Source organism: Polaribacter sp. Hel1_33_96, assembly GCF_002846595.1.
Lineage (GTDB): Bacteria > Bacteroidota > Bacteroidia > Flavobacteriales > Flavobacteriaceae > Polaribacter.
Genome location: NZ_PJMV01000001.1, coordinates 2,198,260 through 2,213,872 on the forward strand (window position 1 = coordinate 2,198,260; position 15,613 = coordinate 2,213,872).

17 protein-coding genes and 1 tRNA gene are annotated in these 15,613 nt (G+C 29.7%); 11 read left to right on the top strand and 7 right to left on the bottom strand.

The genetic code is table 11. The features are described from left to right. The first annotated feature begins 41 nt into the window (after nt 1-41). Both ATE90_RS09535 and ATE90_RS09540 read left to right on the top strand, forming a co-directional pair. Nucleotides 42-755, top strand: coding sequence for a DUF4197 domain-containing protein (locus tag ATE90_RS09535; protein ID WP_036787242.1), 714 nt, complete (start codon nt 42-44; stop codon nt 753-755). A 140-nt stretch (nt 756-895) separates the two neighbouring features. Beyond that, the gene (locus ATE90_RS09540; RefSeq protein WP_036787244.1) at nt 896-2,515 is read left to right on the top strand and encodes a family 16 glycosylhydrolase; all 1,620 of its coding nucleotides are present in this window, start codon (nt 896-898) and stop codon (nt 2,513-2,515) included. Between the two features lie 408 nt (nt 2,516-2,923). On the opposite strand, the gene pyrF is transcribed toward ATE90_RS09540, so the two are convergent. Beyond that, complete coding sequence (gene pyrF, locus ATE90_RS09550; RefSeq protein WP_036787246.1) at nt 2,924-3,745, bottom strand: orotidine-5'-phosphate decarboxylase; 822 nt, start codon at nt 3,743-3,745, stop codon at nt 2,924-2,926. Between the two features lie 83 nt (nt 3,746-3,828). Here pyrF and ATE90_RS09555 point away from each other — a divergent pair, with 83 nt between their 5' ends. The 5 genes from ATE90_RS09555 to ATE90_RS09575 all read left to right on the top strand — a co-directional run bounded on the left by ATE90_RS09555 (nt 3,829) and on the right by ATE90_RS09575 (nt 6,670). After that, nucleotides 3,829-4,323, top strand: a complete 495-nt coding sequence (locus tag ATE90_RS09555) for a TlpA family protein disulfide reductase (RefSeq protein WP_101451333.1) — start codon at nt 3,829-3,831, stop codon at nt 4,321-4,323. Between the two features lie 114 nt (nt 4,324-4,437). Beyond that, a complete protein-coding gene (gene tpiA, locus ATE90_RS09560; protein WP_036787250.1) occupies nt 4,438-5,196 on the top strand; it encodes a triose-phosphate isomerase in 759 nt (252 codons plus the stop codon). 76 nt (nt 5,197-5,272) lie between these two features. Further along, the gene (gene prmA / locus ATE90_RS09565) at nt 5,273-6,109 is read left to right on the top strand and encodes a 50S ribosomal protein L11 methyltransferase (RefSeq protein ID WP_036787252.1); all 837 of its coding nucleotides are present in this window, start codon (nt 5,273-5,275) and stop codon (nt 6,107-6,109) included. A 9-nt stretch (nt 6,110-6,118) separates the two neighbouring features. Continuing rightward, on the top strand, nt 6,119-6,394 hold the full coding sequence (locus ATE90_RS09570) for an ATP-dependent Clp protease adaptor ClpS (protein ID WP_036787253.1): 276 nt from the start codon (nt 6,119-6,121) through the stop codon (nt 6,392-6,394). 3 nt (nt 6,395-6,397) lie between these two features. Next, entirely contained in the window at nt 6,398-6,670 is a 273-nt protein-coding gene (locus tag ATE90_RS09575; protein ID WP_036787256.1) for a hypothetical protein, read from the top strand. 331 nt (nt 6,671-7,001) lie between these two features. On the opposite strand, the gene ATE90_RS09580 is transcribed toward ATE90_RS09575, so the two are convergent. The 3 genes from ATE90_RS09580 to ATE90_RS09590 all read right to left on the bottom strand — a co-directional run bounded on the left by ATE90_RS09580 (nt 7,002) and on the right by ATE90_RS09590 (nt 7,528). After that, nucleotides 7,002-7,075 (bottom strand) — tRNA-Arg (locus tag ATE90_RS09580). A gap of 58 nt (nt 7,076-7,133) precedes the next feature. Continuing rightward, nucleotides 7,134-7,364 (bottom strand): putative signal transducing protein, encoded by a 231-nt coding sequence (locus ATE90_RS09585; protein ID WP_036787258.1) that lies wholly within the window; start codon nt 7,362-7,364, stop codon nt 7,134-7,136. A gap of 11 nt (nt 7,365-7,375) precedes the next feature. Beyond that, a complete protein-coding gene (locus tag ATE90_RS09590) occupies nt 7,376-7,528 on the bottom strand; it encodes a hypothetical protein (RefSeq protein ID WP_036787260.1) in 153 nt (50 codons plus the stop codon). Between the two features lie 496 nt (nt 7,529-8,024). Here ATE90_RS09590 and ATE90_RS09595 point away from each other — a divergent pair, with 496 nt between their 5' ends. Further along, the gene (locus ATE90_RS09595; RefSeq protein ID WP_081958184.1) at nt 8,025-8,957 is read left to right on the top strand and encodes a calcium/sodium antiporter; all 933 of its coding nucleotides are present in this window, start codon (nt 8,025-8,027) and stop codon (nt 8,955-8,957) included. Nucleotides 8,958-8,973: 16 nt separating this feature from the next. Here the strand turns inward: ATE90_RS09595 and ATE90_RS09600 are convergent, their stop codons facing one another. Then, the gene (locus ATE90_RS09600) at nt 8,974-10,197 is read right to left on the bottom strand and encodes an MDR family MFS transporter (protein WP_036787264.1); all 1,224 of its coding nucleotides are present in this window, start codon (nt 10,195-10,197) and stop codon (nt 8,974-8,976) included. 258 nt (nt 10,198-10,455) lie between these two features. On the opposite strand from ATE90_RS09600, the gene ATE90_RS09605 reads away from it, so the two are divergent. Together ATE90_RS09605 and ATE90_RS09610 are read left to right on the top strand one after the other, a co-directional pair. After that, nucleotides 10,456-11,505, top strand: a complete 1,050-nt coding sequence (locus ATE90_RS09605; protein WP_180335198.1) for an SMP-30/gluconolactonase/LRE family protein — start codon at nt 10,456-10,458, stop codon at nt 11,503-11,505. Between the two features lie 18 nt (nt 11,506-11,523). Then, complete coding sequence (locus ATE90_RS09610; RefSeq protein ID WP_036787269.1) at nt 11,524-12,144, top strand: DUF1684 domain-containing protein; 621 nt, start codon at nt 11,524-11,526, stop codon at nt 12,142-12,144. 206 nt (nt 12,145-12,350) lie between these two features. On the opposite strand, the gene ATE90_RS09615 is transcribed toward ATE90_RS09610, so the two are convergent. After that, nucleotides 12,351-13,052 (bottom strand): crotonase/enoyl-CoA hydratase family protein, encoded by a 702-nt coding sequence (locus ATE90_RS09615; protein WP_036787270.1) that lies wholly within the window; start codon nt 13,050-13,052, stop codon nt 12,351-12,353. 204 nt (nt 13,053-13,256) lie between these two features. Between ATE90_RS09615 and ATE90_RS09620 the strand changes: the two genes are divergently transcribed. Then, nucleotides 13,257-14,558 (top strand): voltage-gated chloride channel family protein, encoded by a 1,302-nt coding sequence (locus ATE90_RS09620; protein WP_101451335.1) that lies wholly within the window; start codon nt 13,257-13,259, stop codon nt 14,556-14,558. A gap of 20 nt (nt 14,559-14,578) precedes the next feature. Here ATE90_RS09620 and ATE90_RS09625 read toward each other — a convergent pair whose 3' ends face one another. After that, nucleotides 14,579-15,604, bottom strand: a complete 1,026-nt coding sequence (locus ATE90_RS09625; protein WP_101451336.1) for a MauE/DoxX family redox-associated membrane protein — start codon at nt 15,602-15,604, stop codon at nt 14,579-14,581. Nucleotides 15,605-15,613: the final 9 nt, after the last annotated feature.

Here is a 15,613-nt window from a genome sequence, read left to right on the forward strand (position 1 = left end):
TCTAAAAAGGTTCATAGTAAAAGAATATAAAATTAAATAAAATGATAAAAAAAATTTTAGTGTTAGTAATTGCAATGCAATTTACAAGTTGCGCAGAATTGCAAAAAGTAGTAAGTCAGTTGCCTAATAGTGGTGGAGGAATATCTCAAGAGCAAATAGGAAATGGTTTAAAACAAGCTTTGGATAATGGAATTAAAAATCAGGTTACCAAATTAACCTCAAAAGACGGTTTTTACAGAAACGATTTAGTTAAAATTTTATTGCCAGAAGAATTGAAAGCTGTAGATAAAGGTTTGCGTAAAATAGGTCTTAGCAATTTAGCAGATGAAGGTATAAAAGTATTAAATAGAGCTGCAGAAGATGCTGTTAAAACCGCGACTCCAATCTTTGTAAATGCAATAAAAAACATGTCTTTTAAGGATGCTAAAAATATACTTTTAGGAGAACAAAATGCAGCAACATCCTATTTAAAAAATGAAACATCAACTGCTTTGTATAGCGAATTTACACCAGTAATTAAAAACTCATTTGGTAAGGTAGGGGCAGATAAAGTTTGGGCAAACTTAATTAACAAATACAACTCAATTCCTTTTGTAAACAAAGTAAACCCAGATTTAACAGGGTATGTAACAAAACAAGCATTGCAAGGTGTATACACAATGATTGAAGTTGAGGAAAAAGGAATTCGTGAAAAAGCGGGATTACGCAACACAGCTTTGCTAAAGCAAGTTTTTGCATTACAAGATAAAATATAAATTGTAAAAAAAAAAAATAGTTATAAAACCTCTGTGCATTTAAACAACAGAGGTTTTCTTATTTAGCATGTATGGCTTTTGTATGGTCATTTAGTTTGTTAAGTACTAGGAAATAAATTAGTTTTGAAAAAAATTAATTTATGAAGTACTTATTTACCATATTATTTTTATCAATTACCTTATTTTCTAATGGACAAACTGTAGAAGATGATTTTGAAGGGAATGGAACAATTTCTACTTGGGCTACCGATGAATCAGTAATGAATACATCCTTTGCAAATCCTTATAAAGAAAGTATAAATACTTCTAATACGGTTCTAGAATATAAAGATGATGGAGGCCAATATGCAAATATATTTTTTGACACTTCCAATACATTTGACTTATCTGCATATCAAACTTTTACTCTAAAAATATATGTTCCGTCAGCTAGTCTCACCCAAAATGAAAACAACCAAATATCTTTAAAGTTACAAGACAATACTTTAGGTGAAAAATGGACTACTCAAACGGAAATTATAAAGCCGATTATTTTAGATCAATGGCAAACGATTGCATTCGATTTTAAAAATGATACTTTTTTAAAATACAATGAGAACTCGGCTGACCCTATAAATAGAAAAGACTTTAATAGAGTTTTAATACAAATTAACGGTGAAGACAATAATGCTAAAGTAACAGCATACATTGATGATTTTTTATATGACGGTACCATCACTGACAGTAATAATAACAGCGGTGAAGACCCCGTTTTTGACAATTTAGTTTGGTCTGATGAATTTAATGGTACAGGTCCTATTGATGCTGGTAAATGGTTTAAACAAACAAGACCCATTATAAATGGTCAAGATTGGGCGAATGGCGAAATTCAGCATTACACGGATAGAAATGAGAATTCTTTTATGGTCAATGGAGCTTTAAAAATTGTAGCTAAAAAAGAGGCATTCAATAGTTACGGAGTTACCAAACAATATACATCTGCAAGATTGAATTCTAAATTTGCTTTTACCTATGGTAAAATTGAAATTAGAGCAAAAATGCCTTTTGGAGTTGGTACTTTCCCTGCTCTTTGGATGTTAGGTCAAAACATTACAGAAACTGGAGGTTATTGGGCGGCTACTCATGGATCAACCGGTTGGCCAGATTGTGGAGAAATAGATATTATTGAGCATTGGGGTAACAATCAAGACTTTGTACAAAGTGCTATGCATAATAGATCTAGCTTTGGAGGCACTGTGAATAAAGGAGGAAGAAAAATTAATAATGCATCCACAGAATTTCATATTTATACTCTAGATTGGAATTCTAATAAAATGACTTTTAGTGTAGATGGCATCGTTCATTATGTATATAATCCAGAAGATAAAAACATTCAAAACTGGCCTTATAATGCGCCTCAATATTTATTATTTAATGTTGCTATTTTACCAAACATAGCATCAAATTTTACAGAAAGCGCAATGGAAATTGACTATGTTAGAGTATATCAAGAATCTGTAGCATCTGTCTCTGAAATTAATAACTTGTTAGACATAAAACTTTTCCCTAATCCTGTAAATGATAAATTAAACATTCAATTTTCTTCAGATCTTGGTAAAATTAAAGGAACTATTTATTCTTTAACAGGTCAAAAAATTCAAACATTTGTTCAAAATAGTTCAAAGAAAACGATAGAAACCGCTGATTTATCAAAAGGTATTTATTTCTTAAAACTAGAATCTACAAAAGGAACATCAACTCATAAGATTGTTAAAAAATAATTTCAACAATATTGTAAGTCAGAATGTTTAAAATAATTTTTTTATACGTTTAAGTATTCATCAAAAATTTATGTACCGCTTAAAACAGTTGAATAATTGCAAGTAACATCTAAAGAGAAGGTATATCGTTCATTGAAAAATCTAATAGTTATCTAAAGATTTGTAGATGAATTAATGAGTGATATAGCTGCTTTTAAAGTCATGAAGTCACTCGAAAAAATTAATCAAATTCGGCATTTCCAAAGAGAGCTTAGAATATAAAGCATTCGGAAGAATCCTTAATCATTATTTGTTTTGACAGCATTCACATCCCTTTTAAAATATTTAAATCCTAAAACAGAAAGCAACAATTGTGTATACCAAATTTCTTTCATTTGGTTCTAAATATCCTTTTTCAAAAAAAGATATTTAGAATCTATTTTCTAGGATAACGCTCATTTCTGTTTGTAGCTCTCTCGCTTTTAGAGCAGCCACTTGAGCAAAATCTGTAGAATTTGAAGCATAAATTATTCCTCTTGACGAATTGATTAACAAACCAATATTTTCTGATAATCCATATTTACAAACATCCTGCAAGTTTCCTCCTTGTGCTCCCACTCCAGGAACTAACAAAAAAGAATCCGGAACTATTTTTCTAATTTCTTTAAAATATTCAGCTTTTGTAGCCCCAACAACATACATTAAGTTTTCTGAATTTTTCCAAGACTTTGACACTTGTAAAACTTTTTTATACAATTCCTGGTTGTTGACGCTCAAGGTCTGAAAATCAAAAGCACCTTCGTTAGAAGTTAATGCCAACATAATAGTGTGCTTATCTTTAAAAGCCAAAAAGGGTTCAACAGAATCTTTACCCATATAAGGCGCTACGGTAACCGAATCAAAAGCCAAATCGTGCAAAAAAGCCTTCGCATACATTGTTGATGTATTGCCAATATCTCCTCTTTTTGCATCTGCAATTGTAAAAATTTCTGGATATTTGTTATTGATGTAAGAAATTGTTTTTTCTAGCGCTTGCCAACCTTTAATGCCATAGGCCTCATAAAAAGCAGTATTTGGTTTGTAGGCAACACACAAATGGTGCGTTGCATCAATAATGGCTTTGTTAAATTCAAAAATTGGATCTTCTAATTTTAATAAATGCCTGGGAATTTTATCAAGATCTACATCTAAACCTATACATAAAAAAGATTTTTTTTGTTTTATTTGTGATACAAGTTGTTGCGTTGTCATTACTTTTGCTTAAAGTTAAACAAAAGTACTATTTTTAACTTTTAACATTTGTAAGTTATTTCCTTTTTAATTAACCTTTTTCTATGAAAAAATTATTTCTTTTATTGATTGTCATTTTTATTAGTTGTAATTCAGAAAAGCCTACACAGTTTTCTACTGAGACCTATAAGGAAATGTTGATTGGTCTAGACGATTCTAAAATAACGTTAAGAGAAGTTTTATATAATCATAAAGGAAAAAAAATCTTGATAGATGTTTGGGCCTCTTGGTGCAAAGATTGCATTGTGGGCGTGCCAAAAATAAAAAAATTACAAAAGGAATTTCCTGATGTAGTTTTTTTGTTTTTATCTGTTGATAGAAGCAATCCTTCTTGGAAAAGAGCCATTAATAGATACAATTTAAAAGGAGAACACTATAATTTACCAGAAGGAATGAAAGATGGTGAATTCGTAGATTTCATCAATTTAAATTGGATTCCAAGATATATGGTTATCAATGAATCTGGAGAAATAACTTTATTTAAAGCTACAAATGCAGCAGACAAAGAGATAAAAGAAGCGTTAAAAAAAATCAAATAAATCGTTTTAGTAACTATTTCTTTTTCTGCATGATTTTTGCCTTTCCATTTCTTAAATTTACATCAAAATTAAAGCTAAAATAACACCAATATTTTAAGTACTAAAATTAGAATTATGAGAACAAAAATAGTAGCAGGAAACTGGAAAATGAACAATAATAAAAAGGAGAGTAAACAACTAATCAAAGATTTGAAAAAATCTATCAAAAAAGAGAAGTTAGAAAATACTCGTGTAATTGTTGCTCCTACTTTTGTGAATTTATCTTCATCTTTAAAAGCAGCAAAATATTCTAAAATTGAAGTAGTTGCCCAAAATATGCATCAGGCTAAAAATGGAGCTTATACTGGCGAAATTTCTGCGGACATGTTAAAAGCAATCGGAATTAAAACGGTTATTTTAGGTCACTCAGAAAGAAGAACCTATTTTAATGAAACGGATGAAAGTTTAGCTAAAAAAGTAGATGCTATTATAGAAAATGAATTAGAAACTATTTTTTGTTTTGGAGAATTATTAGAAGATAGAAAATCTGAAAATCATTTTGCAGTTGTAGAAAGTCAATTAAAAAATGCACTATTTCATTTAGAAGCGGGTGCTTGGAAAAGTATTATTTTAGCTTACGAACCTGTTTGGGCAATTGGAACCGGAGAAACGGCAAGTGCAGAACAAGCGCAAGAAATGCATGCATTTATTAGAAGCATTATAGAAAAAAAATACAATAAAGAAGTGGCTGATGAAGTTTCTATTTTATATGGAGGAAGTGTAAAACCTGCCAATGCAGAAGAAATATTCTCTAAGCCAGATGTAGATGGTGGTTTAATTGGAGGAGCCGCTTTAAATGTAGATGATTTTACCGGAATTATTAAAGCTATTTAAATCTCGTATTTAAAGATATTTACAATAAATTTGCATCAGGATTTAAATCTTGGTGCATTTTTTTTACGATACATTTATGGACAATATTTATATAGAATATAATTTTAAGGTAATTCCAAAAGAGCCCGCAGCAGAAATTTTAATTGCAGAATTAGGTGCTGTTGGTTTTGAGAGTTTTGTTGAAAATGAAGACGGAGTAACCGCGTATATCCAAAAAGAAGAATGGAATTCAAATATTCTGGATACTATTTTTGTTTTAAACTCTGATGAATTTTCAATTGAATATAATCAGAACGAAGTTGAACAAACAAATTGGAATGCAGAATGGGAAAAGAATTTTACACCTATTGAAGTGGATGAAATAGTGAGTATAAGAGCTCCTTTTCATGAAAATTCTAATTTAAAGTACGATATTGTTATTGAACCAAAAATGAGTTTTGGTACGGGACATCATGAAACTACGCACATGATGGTTCAACATCTATTACAATTAGATTTAAACAATAAGCAAACTTTAGACATGGGATGTGGAACTGGAATATTAGCCATTTTTGCTGAAATGAAAGGTGCGAAACCAATTGATGCTATTGATATTGATAATTGGTGTTATGAAAATTCTATAGAAAATGTTACCCGAAATAATTGTCATCATATTTCCGTTTTTGAAGGAGATTCATCCCTTTTAATCAATAAAAAGTACGATCTTATTATTGCTAATATCAATAGAAATATTTTATTGATGGATATGAAAGTGTACGCAAACTGTTTAAAGGAAAAAGGTATACTTTTATTAAGTGGATTTTATGAAGAAGATATTCCGATTATTGATGCTGAGGTTTCTAAATATAATTTAAAATTAGAAAATTTTATACAACGAAATAATTGGGTTGCATTAAAATACAATAAATTGTAATTTTGTAAAATGAGTACTAAAGAGAAAATTAAAGAAGAAGTTGACGTATTAGAGCAAAAAGCACATCAACATGAAATAGTACTTCATAATGACGAAGTAAATACTTTTGATTTTGTGATAGAGGCTTTAATTAGCGTTTGTGAACATACTTTAGAGCAAGCTGAACAATGCACTATGTTAGTCCACTATAAAGGAAAGTGCACAGTTAAATCTGGAACCTATAAAGATTTAGAGCCTCGATGTTCTAAATTATTACATTTAGGCTTATCTGCAGAACTCGTATAATTTATGGAAAATGTTTTAAAATATTACGAATTTTCTCTTTTTATAAAAGACGAATCTACTGCATTTCATGGAAATCAAATTGCGTTTACTGAATTAAATGCTACACACTTTTTAATTTTTGAAAAAAAAGAGGATGCCTATAATCTCTATGTGTCAAGATATTCTCATAAAAATGAAATTGGGGTAAAACCACCGAAAATACTAGAGTTATTGGTAGAAAACTATGACAAAAGTATTCCTGAACACAGAATAGCAATTAAACAATATTTAAAATAAAAACTCGAGAAATTTCTCGAGTTTTTATTTTAAAGAGTAATTGTGACATATTAAATTTTATTGTGTCATACTAATAGAAATCAACAAAAAATAAACTGAAATAATTGAAAAAGAAAAATAGAAGTAGTGAGTTTTTATACTAATTTTGGTTAGACAAAAAGGCTTTGAAAATATTCAAGGCCTTTTTTAATTCCTTGTTACTTCGTTTTCTCATAATTCTAAAATTCTATAGTTCTTGTATTGATCCTTTAATTCTAACTAGGTAGGCAAAAAGTAGGCAAATAAAAAACCAGCATTTACAAAAAATGTTGTAAAGTGCTGGTTTTATTCGTGACCATGGCAGGATTCAAACCTGCAACCTCTTGAGCCGTAATCAAGTGCGCTATTCAGTTGCGCCACATGGCCAATAAGCGGGTGCAAATATAAATGCATTTTTTTAAATTAGAAAGCCTATTCTCGTTTTTTATGTGTTTATTTTTCCTTTATAAGCCTCAACTATATTTTTAGCTTTATCAACATCGGCATCTAACACATGAACTTCCACAGAATCCATATTTTCTCCAAAACCACCTAATCTGGCCGATTCGAAGCGATCTTTAATAATATAACTTATTTGTGCTACATCTAATAAGTTTTTTAAACCATTAACAATAATGTTAGATCCAGTAAATAATTTTGTATGCTTAGTAGTCATAATTTTATATTTTAGTGAAGTGATTTCATAGTTACAAAAGCTCTCCATCCAATAATTGCCAATTGAAATTTGGATGCTTTAGAGATATCTAACTGCTTTTTTGTAAAAGAAGGTAAAATAGCTTTATTCATTTTTGCTAAGGCTTTAAAAAATTGTGTCTCCATTATGATTTAATTATGTGTCAAATTTAATAAAAATAAACAACTAACTCGTTTTTAGAAATAGTCGTCTTTACGCTTGCTTAGAAAAAAAAAGTCGTTATGGTTTCAAAAATAGTTTTAATAAGTTTTAGAGCAATAATAATCATTTTAATAGTTTTAAAAAGTTAGTAAATAAAGTCAATTGCGCAATTGTTTTTTCAATATAGAATGATTGACCGCTATCAACCAAAATTTATAGAAATATTATTTAATTTGATTTTATATATATAACAAAAAAGATAATAACTGTTTTAATTAAAAACAACAATACTAAGTAAATGTTATAATAATTAATCCTAATGTTTTATAAAAATACTTAACTGTAAGTAAATAAAGGATGATTTATATCAGTATTCCTAAAGTAAAGAAAAAATCATCTTCTAAAACCTCAAAAAGAGGCTTATCATTTTTTAGTTTTTTCATAAACTGATAAAATGTATCTTCGTCCTAAATTAAAATAATGAATTTTTTACTAATCATAAGTGGCTTAATTTTATTGATTTTGGGCGGAAACTGGCTACTAAAATCAGCTGTAGCATTATCCTTAAAATTAGATATTCCAAAAATAATTATTGGAATGACCGTGGTTTCTTTTGCAACTTCAGCGCCAGAACTTATAGTTAGCATAAACGCAGCGTTAAATGGTGCATCAGATTTAGCATTAGGGAACGTTATCGGCTCTAACATTACTAACTTAGGACTAGTTTTAGGGATTACTCTTTTGCTAGGTGGAATGGAAGTTCAAAAAAGTTTTTATACAACAGATTGGCCAATAATGATGATTGCATCTGTACTGCTCTACTTCTCTTTAGTTGGTGATAAAGTTATTACACAAAATGAGGGTATCATTTTGTTTTCTTTTTTAATCATCTTTTTAATATTTCTTTTACGTTTTCAAAAAACAGCAGTTGTGGATGAATTTACCGAAGACGATGAACCTTTACCACTTTACAAAATAGTTTTATTTCTTGTTATCGGGGCATTAGGACTTTGGGGAGGTTCAGAATTATTAATAAAAGGTGCAACAACTTTAGCTAAAGATTTTGGAGTTACAGATCGTGTAATTGCGGTTACTGTGGTTTCTATAGGTACAAGTGTACCAGAATTAGCAGCATCTATTATTGCAATAGTTAAGAAGGAAAAGGCCATTTCACTAGGAAATCTAATAGGCTCTAATATCTTTAATATTTTAGCAGTTTTAGGAATTACCTCCATGATAACGCCTATTCCTGTGGTGGATGAAAGATTGCTAACTGGTGATCTATTTTGGATGTTAGGAATTTCGTTTATTATTTTACCTTTAGTTTTTATACCAAAAGGTTATCGCTTAAACTGGAAAGATGGTTGTCTTTTATTAATGGCATATTTCGTTTTTATTTACAATACTTTATAAATACAAACTATCAAATTTAATCGATTTTACCTTTTAAGTCTTTTTCCTTTTTGAGGAATGTCATCAATAAAAATAAAATAAGAACACCTACCATTGCAAGAATTGTCATAACATTCCAAGTAAATTTATAACCGAATTTACTTATCATTTGCATTCCTGTATTATGACTAAAAATGTGAGCTATTGAAAAAGCGATAGCATACAAAGCCATATATTCTCCCTGATTTCCTTTTTTAGCCCTCTCTACAGCAAAGGCATTTGAAAACGGAAATGCAATCATTTCGCCAACTGTCATCAAAAACATTCCAACAATTAAAATACCAAGCCAAGAAGTTAGAGTTACCACAACAAAACTCAGCGCTACTAAAAACAACCCAATGGCAATCAATTTAACTTTAGAATACTTTGAATCTTCCAACCACTTTATCAGTGGCATTTCAAACAGGAAGATAAAAAAACCGTTAAAGCCCATCAACAAACCAATTTCTAATTCTGATAAAAAATGAACATCTTTATAATATAAAGGCATGGTAGAGAAGTACTGTAAAAAAACAAAACCGAAAATAAACATTGCTATAAAAAACACCCAAAAAGCTTTATCTGAATAAGCAGAAACTGGGTTATCTACTTTTACTTCATCTTGTATTTTTGATTTTTTCGGGTGCAATACTTGTAATAATAAAATAGCCGCTAAGGAACAAGTAACACCATCCACCCAAAATAAACCTTGATATCCAAGCCCCGTAATAATTAAACCACCAATTGCGGGACCCGCAGAAAAACCTAAATTAATTGCCAACCGAATTAATGTAACTGAACGTGTTTTATTCTCTGGTTTACTATATGCACTTAAAGCCACAAACATTGCAGGTCTAAAAGCATCTGCAACCAACATCACTATAAATATCCCTGCACAAAATCCCTCAAAAGTGGTAATAAATTGCAATAAAATAAATAAAATTCCTGTTAAAAATAAACTACCTAACATTACTTTATAATACCCTATCTTATCTGTTAACTTACCGCCTAGCCAAGTACCGATAACGGAACCCAAGCCAAAAAAAGACATAATCCAACCGATGTCTGGTAAAGAAATATTTAGACTTTTATTTAGATATAATGATAAAAAAGGAATTACCATTGTTCCAGATCTATTGATAAAAGTTATCAATGACAACCACCAAACTTCCACTGAAAGCCCTCTAAAGGTGCTAATGTAATTGTTGTACAATTTTCTCATTTTTAATTGATCAATGTTTATTACAAACTGAATTATAATTAGTTTTAAATAAAAAATCCGACTACGAAGTCGGACCTTTTCTAAATGTTTAATTTTATATTGTTAACATCAAAACATACAAATAGAACGATTTTTGTACTTTTCACACCTTAATTGAGCTACATATGTCATAAAGATTCTCATTTTAATTTTTCTTAAAACATCTATAAATCTACATAAAATATTTGAATGTTGTATTTTTATGAAAAGATTTTTAAAATGAATTTCAAAAAAAGAATTTTATCTGCAACTCTTATTCTAGCACTTCTTTTTTTAGCTAATATTTTTATATCTACAGGATATTTTAGGCCTATAGAAAATAATTTTGATGGAAAGATTCTTCGAAAAATAAAGATTGCTGGACCAGAAGATATTACTATTAGTCAAAAAGATAGTTTTGCTATTATTTCATCAACCGCAAGAGATAAAATACCTAATACGGCACAAGAGTTTGGCGGCTTGTATTATATCGATTTAAAAACGGACAATTTTAAACCTATCCATTTAACTGAAGATTTTAAAAAACCTTTTGCTCCTCACGGAATTTCAATGTTTCAAAAAAAAGGTAGGACTACAATTGCTGCTATCAATCATACCATCGATGGCGAATTTATTGAAATTTTCACCTTGGTTAATGAACAATTAACACATATAAAAACATTGAAACACGAAAAAATATACAGTCCAAATGATATTGTTTTGTTAGATGACCATAAATTTTATTTCACAAACGACCATAAATACAAAGATGGAATTATGCGCTTATTAGAGGATTATTTAGGCCTTTCAATTTCTAATGTCATGTATTTTGATGGCAAAAATTACAGACAAGTTGCTGATAGAATTGCTTATGCAAATGGCATTAATTTCGACACAAAACGTAATCTTATTTTTGTTGCTTCACCAAGAAAGTTTTTAGTAAAAGTGTATCAAAAAAATAAAGATGGAAATCTGACTTATATAGAAGATATTAATTGTAAAACTGGGGTAGATAATATTGAATTTGATTTTGAAAATAATTTATGGATTGGAGCACATCCTAATTTATTACATTTTAATGCCTACGCAAAAGGAAATAAAGAAACTTCTCCATCAGAAATTATTAAAATAAAATACGTTAAAAAAGGAGAGTATGGTATAGAACAAGTTTATATGGAAGACGGTACTAATATGTCTGCTTCCACAGTTGCTGCTCCTTTTAATAATTTAATTATAACAGGAAGTGTTCTGGATAACCTTTTTCTGATTTTAAAAAGAAATCCCAAGTAATTTTATACTTTAGCGAATATGAAAAAAATGACTATTGCCTTTACTTTTTTTTTAATACTAGCCTGTAATTCAAAAGACAAACGTCCTTTAATGGGCAAAACGGTTTATCAACAAGAATTAAATGCAAGCTATAAAGACGCATCAAAATCACCCTTAAAAAAGAGAGATTTAAAAAAATTTAAAGGATTAGATTTTTTCCCTGTTGATTCTGCTTTTATCGTCATTGCAAACTTGACAAAAACAATAAATGCTCCTACTTTTGAAATGGCTACTACCACAGATAGAAAACCTTTGTATAAAGAATATGGTATTTTAAAGTTCAATTTAAAAGGAAAAAAATGTGTGCTAAAAATCTACCAAAGTCAAGATGATTTGCGTGACAAAAAATATAAAAATCATCTATTTTTACCCTTTACAGACGATACTTCTGGAGAAGAATCTTATGGCGGTGGCCGTTACATGGATGTGATGACTACAGATGAAAAAGCTGATGGCACAATTGAGCTGAATTTCAACAATACATATAATCCTTATTGTGCATATAATGATAAATATTCTTGTCCTTTAACACCAAGAAAAAATCATTTAGATGTTGAAGTAAAAGCTGGAATTAAAGTTTTTGAAAAAGATTCGTATTAAAAATTTCTCAGCATATTTTTCTACATTTTCATCAGGAAAAAACTTCAAGCAACTCAATTTTAATGCTTCTTTAAAGGAGTTAGAAATTCCCGTCTATAAATAAAATATTAAGATCAATATTGTTTTAGTCTATCAATCGATAAATTTGTTTTAAGAATAATATTAAAGAAATATTTTAGGAAATAGGAAAATAGTTTCTGAGAAAGTTAATCATTCAAGGAAATTTCTCCAGCTAAATCTAATTCGATAGCATTCGCTAATACCTCTAAATGCAGTTTTCTAACTTTTAACTTCGTTTCAACATGTGCTTTTTCATTTAGTTTAGAAAACATCATTGCTACTTTAATCGCCGTTGGCAACAAATGTGTTTCCGGAACATTCAAATCTAAAAAACCAGCCTTTACGGCATCTATAGGGTTGAATATTTCTGCATTGTTTACACTTCTATTTAGGTAAACTTCAGACAAACGCGATTTTGCAATTGCAATTCCTGCATTGTGCATCGTCATACCAATCATTACTTCATTTAAACCAATTTTAAAATCTCCTTCCACCCCTATTCTATAATCTACAGACAATAATAAAAATGCGCCTTTTGCAATTGCATGGCCATTACAGGCAATAATAATTGGTTTTGGGAAAGACAGCATTCTCAAAGATAATTGAGATCCTTTAGTAACCAATTCCTTCGCCGATTCAGGGGATTTCTTCATCACTTTTAAGTCAAAACCAGCTGAAAAAATTCCATTTTGCCCTGTCAGGATTACAACCTTATTCTCCTGCTCAGCTTTGTCTAAACTTGCATTTAATCCTTCAATTACTTGATGGGAAATAGCATTGGCTTTTCCGTTTTTTATGGCAATAATTGCGTAACTCTCTTCTGATTGATAACTTACTAATGGTTCCATTCCTTTAATTTTTTAACTTTAAAACAAGTTACAATAAAATTTTAAAATGAAGAATAATTGATAAATAATTGATCCATACATTTACATAATCTCTTTGTTTTTATTTGTTTAAATTTGTTCACAAAAATAAATTAAAGACTTAATTACTCATTTTGATAGTCTACGACATCACAACCTATTTTATTTAAGAAGATATAAAAATATATGAATAAAGTTAAAAGATTTTTTCTTTCGTTTGAGCAAAGTTTTTCTTTGCTTTTTCTTCTAAAATGGGTGTGTATCTGTTTGCTCATAGGAGTATTTACAGGAAGTGCATCTGCTGTTTTTTTATGGGCTTTAGAATGGGCAACAGACTATAGAGAAGCTAATGTGTGGATTATTTGGTTATTACCTATTGCTGGTTTTATCATTGGTTTATCGTATCATTTATATGGAGAGAGTGTCGTAAAAGGAAACAATTTATTGATCGATGAATATCATTCTCCTAAAAAAATAATTCCCTTTAAAATGGCTCCTTTAGTATTTTTAGGAACCATACTTACACATTTATTTGGAGGTTCTGCTGGCCGAGAAGGAACTGCTTTACAAATAGGAGGTGCAATTGCAGATCAGTTTACTAAAATTTTTAAACTTTCTAATTTAGATAGAAAAATTATATTAATTGCAGGTATCAGCGCAGGTTTCTCATCTGTTTTTGGTACGCCTTTAGCAGGTGCTATTTTTGCACTTGAAGTAATGGTAATAGGCAGAATAAAGTTTGATGCTATCATACCTAGTTTTTTATCCGCTATTTTTGCGAATTATTTTTGCAATATTTGGCAAATCTCTCATCATACACATTATAACATTACTGAGATTGTCGCAATATCGCCCTCTACAATTTTGTGGTCTTTATTAGCCGGTATTATTTTCGGACTCGCAAGTATGTTGTTTTCAAAATCTACGCACTTTTGGGGAAATTTATTTAAAAAACACATTCACTATCCACCATTACGCCCATTAATTGGTGGTACTATTTTAGCAATTACGGTGTACCTCATAGGAACAACAAAATATATAGGACTAGGGATACCCACCATTGTTGAAGCTTTTAATATTGATTTAAATTCTTATGATTTTTTCCTAAAATTATTGTTTACTTCTTTCACACTGGGCGCTGGGTTTAAAGGAGGAGAAGTGACTCCTTTATTTTTTATAGGTGCTACTTTAGGAAACGTATTAATTTGGTTTATTCCTTTACCAATGGGATTATTAGCAGGAATGGGATTTGTGGCTGTTTTTGCAGGAGCAACAAATACTCCAATTGCTTGCACGATAATGGGAGTTGAGTTATTTGGAATAGAATCTGGAGTTTTTATAGCCTTAGCTTGCACCACTTCTTATTTATTTTCTGGTCACTCTGGCATTTATTCTTCTCAAATTATTGGAAGCCCAAAACATGTGTTTTTTAATAATGAAAAAGGGATACCTCTTACTGAAGTGGAAAATAAAAGAAATAAAAAGTAGCTTCTAAGAGTCTAAATAATTTATAACTCTATCTCTTCAACATCTACCCAATTCTTTTTTTCCACTACCGTTCCTTTATTTAAAATAATAACTCCAGGATTTGCTCTGATCATTGTTTTTAAAGTAGTTTCATCGCAGAATAAAAAATCAAAAGGTAAATTATATTTTTCTTTAGCGAGAACTAAATCATCAGAAAATGAAGCAGAAACTCCGTAAACTGTATATCCTTTTTTCTTTGCTTTTATGCCAATTTCTTTAATTGCACGAAACCCATTTACGTCTGCCTTATCTAAATTATAAACAATCACTAACATTACTTTTTCTTGTCTCAATAATTCTGGCGCCAAATCTGCTTGTGCATCTTCTAACATAAAATCGTGAACAGGAGCAATACTACCGTCTGCTGGAAAAACCATTCCTTCAGGAATATTCTTACCGATAGCATAAGCTCTAAAATCTATTAAAGGTAAATGAGTTAAAACATGTTTTACAGTAAATAAAAATAATGCCAATGATAAAAAAGTAATTATCATTGGTATTTTTCCTTTAAAAATAGGTTTAATAAATGCTACTTTTAACAATAAGACAATAATTAAACCAATTAAAATTATGTTTTTATAGAAGGTTTCCCAAGTCGATAATTTTATAGCATCTCCAAAACAACCACAATCTGTAACTTTGTTATAATAGGCAGAATACCAAGTCAAAAACAAGAAGACTAAGGTTAAAATAAATAAACTAAAAACGGTAAACTTAGGTTTGTAACCGATTAAAACCATTACTCCTAAAAGAATTTCTGCCACAATCAATAAAATTGCAAATGGCAAGGCATAAGGAATTAAAAAATCAAATTCTAAAACCACAGAACCAAAATACTTTTCAAGAAAATCAGGAATTATATACCCAAAATTTATCTTGATAACGGAAAAATATTCTTGAAACTTGTATTGAGATCCAATTGGGTCTACCAATTTTACAAAGCCTGAAAAAACAAATAAGGCTCCTACTAAAATTCTTGCAATTTGTGTAATAAGTTTTAATATCATGGTTTTTTG

Excerpts from the sequence above, each read along its gene's own strand:
- ATE90_RS09625 (WP_101451336.1), bottom strand. The coding sequence starts at position 15,604 with ATGATATTAAAACTTATTACACAAATTGCAAGAATTTTAGTAGGAGCC.
- ATE90_RS09535 (WP_036787242.1), top strand. The coding sequence starts at position 42 with ATGATAAAAAAAATTTTAGTGTTAGTAATTGCAATGCAATTTACAAGT.
- pyrF (WP_036787246.1), bottom strand. The coding sequence starts at position 3,745 with ATGACAACGCAACAACTTGTATCACAAATAAAACAAAAAAAATCTTTT.
- ATE90_RS09620 (WP_101451335.1), top strand. The coding sequence starts at position 13,257 with ATGAATAAAGTTAAAAGATTTTTTCTTTCGTTTGAGCAAAGTTTTTCT.
- ATE90_RS09615 (WP_036787270.1), bottom strand. The coding sequence starts at position 13,052 with ATGGAACCATTAGTAAGTTATCAATCAGAAGAGAGTTACGCAATTATT.
- ATE90_RS09585 (WP_036787258.1), bottom strand. The coding sequence starts at position 7,364 with ATGACTACTAAGCATACAAAATTATTTACTGGATCTAACATTATTGTT.
- ATE90_RS09570 (WP_036787253.1), top strand. The coding sequence starts at position 6,119 with ATGAGTACTAAAGAGAAAATTAAAGAAGAAGTTGACGTATTAGAGCAA.
- ATE90_RS09540 (WP_036787244.1), top strand. The coding sequence starts at position 896 with ATGAAGTACTTATTTACCATATTATTTTTATCAATTACCTTATTTTCT.
- ATE90_RS09555 (WP_101451333.1), top strand. The coding sequence starts at position 3,829 with ATGAAAAAATTATTTCTTTTATTGATTGTCATTTTTATTAGTTGTAAT.
- ATE90_RS09600 (WP_036787264.1), bottom strand. The coding sequence starts at position 10,197 with ATGAGAAAATTGTACAACAATTACATTAGCACCTTTAGAGGGCTTTCA.
- ATE90_RS09590 (WP_036787260.1), bottom strand. The coding sequence starts at position 7,528 with ATGGAGACACAATTTTTTAAAGCCTTAGCAAAAATGAATAAAGCTATT.
- prmA (WP_036787252.1), top strand. The coding sequence starts at position 5,273 with ATGGACAATATTTATATAGAATATAATTTTAAGGTAATTCCAAAAGAG.
- ATE90_RS09610 (WP_036787269.1), top strand. The coding sequence starts at position 11,524 with ATGAAAAAAATGACTATTGCCTTTACTTTTTTTTTAATACTAGCCTGT.
- ATE90_RS09595 (WP_081958184.1), top strand. The coding sequence starts at position 8,025 with ATGAATTTTTTACTAATCATAAGTGGCTTAATTTTATTGATTTTGGGC.
- tpiA (WP_036787250.1), top strand. The coding sequence starts at position 4,438 with ATGAGAACAAAAATAGTAGCAGGAAACTGGAAAATGAACAATAATAAA.
- ATE90_RS09575 (WP_036787256.1), top strand. The coding sequence starts at position 6,398 with ATGGAAAATGTTTTAAAATATTACGAATTTTCTCTTTTTATAAAAGAC.
- ATE90_RS09605 (WP_180335198.1), top strand. The coding sequence starts at position 10,456 with ATGAATTTCAAAAAAAGAATTTTATCTGCAACTCTTATTCTAGCACTT.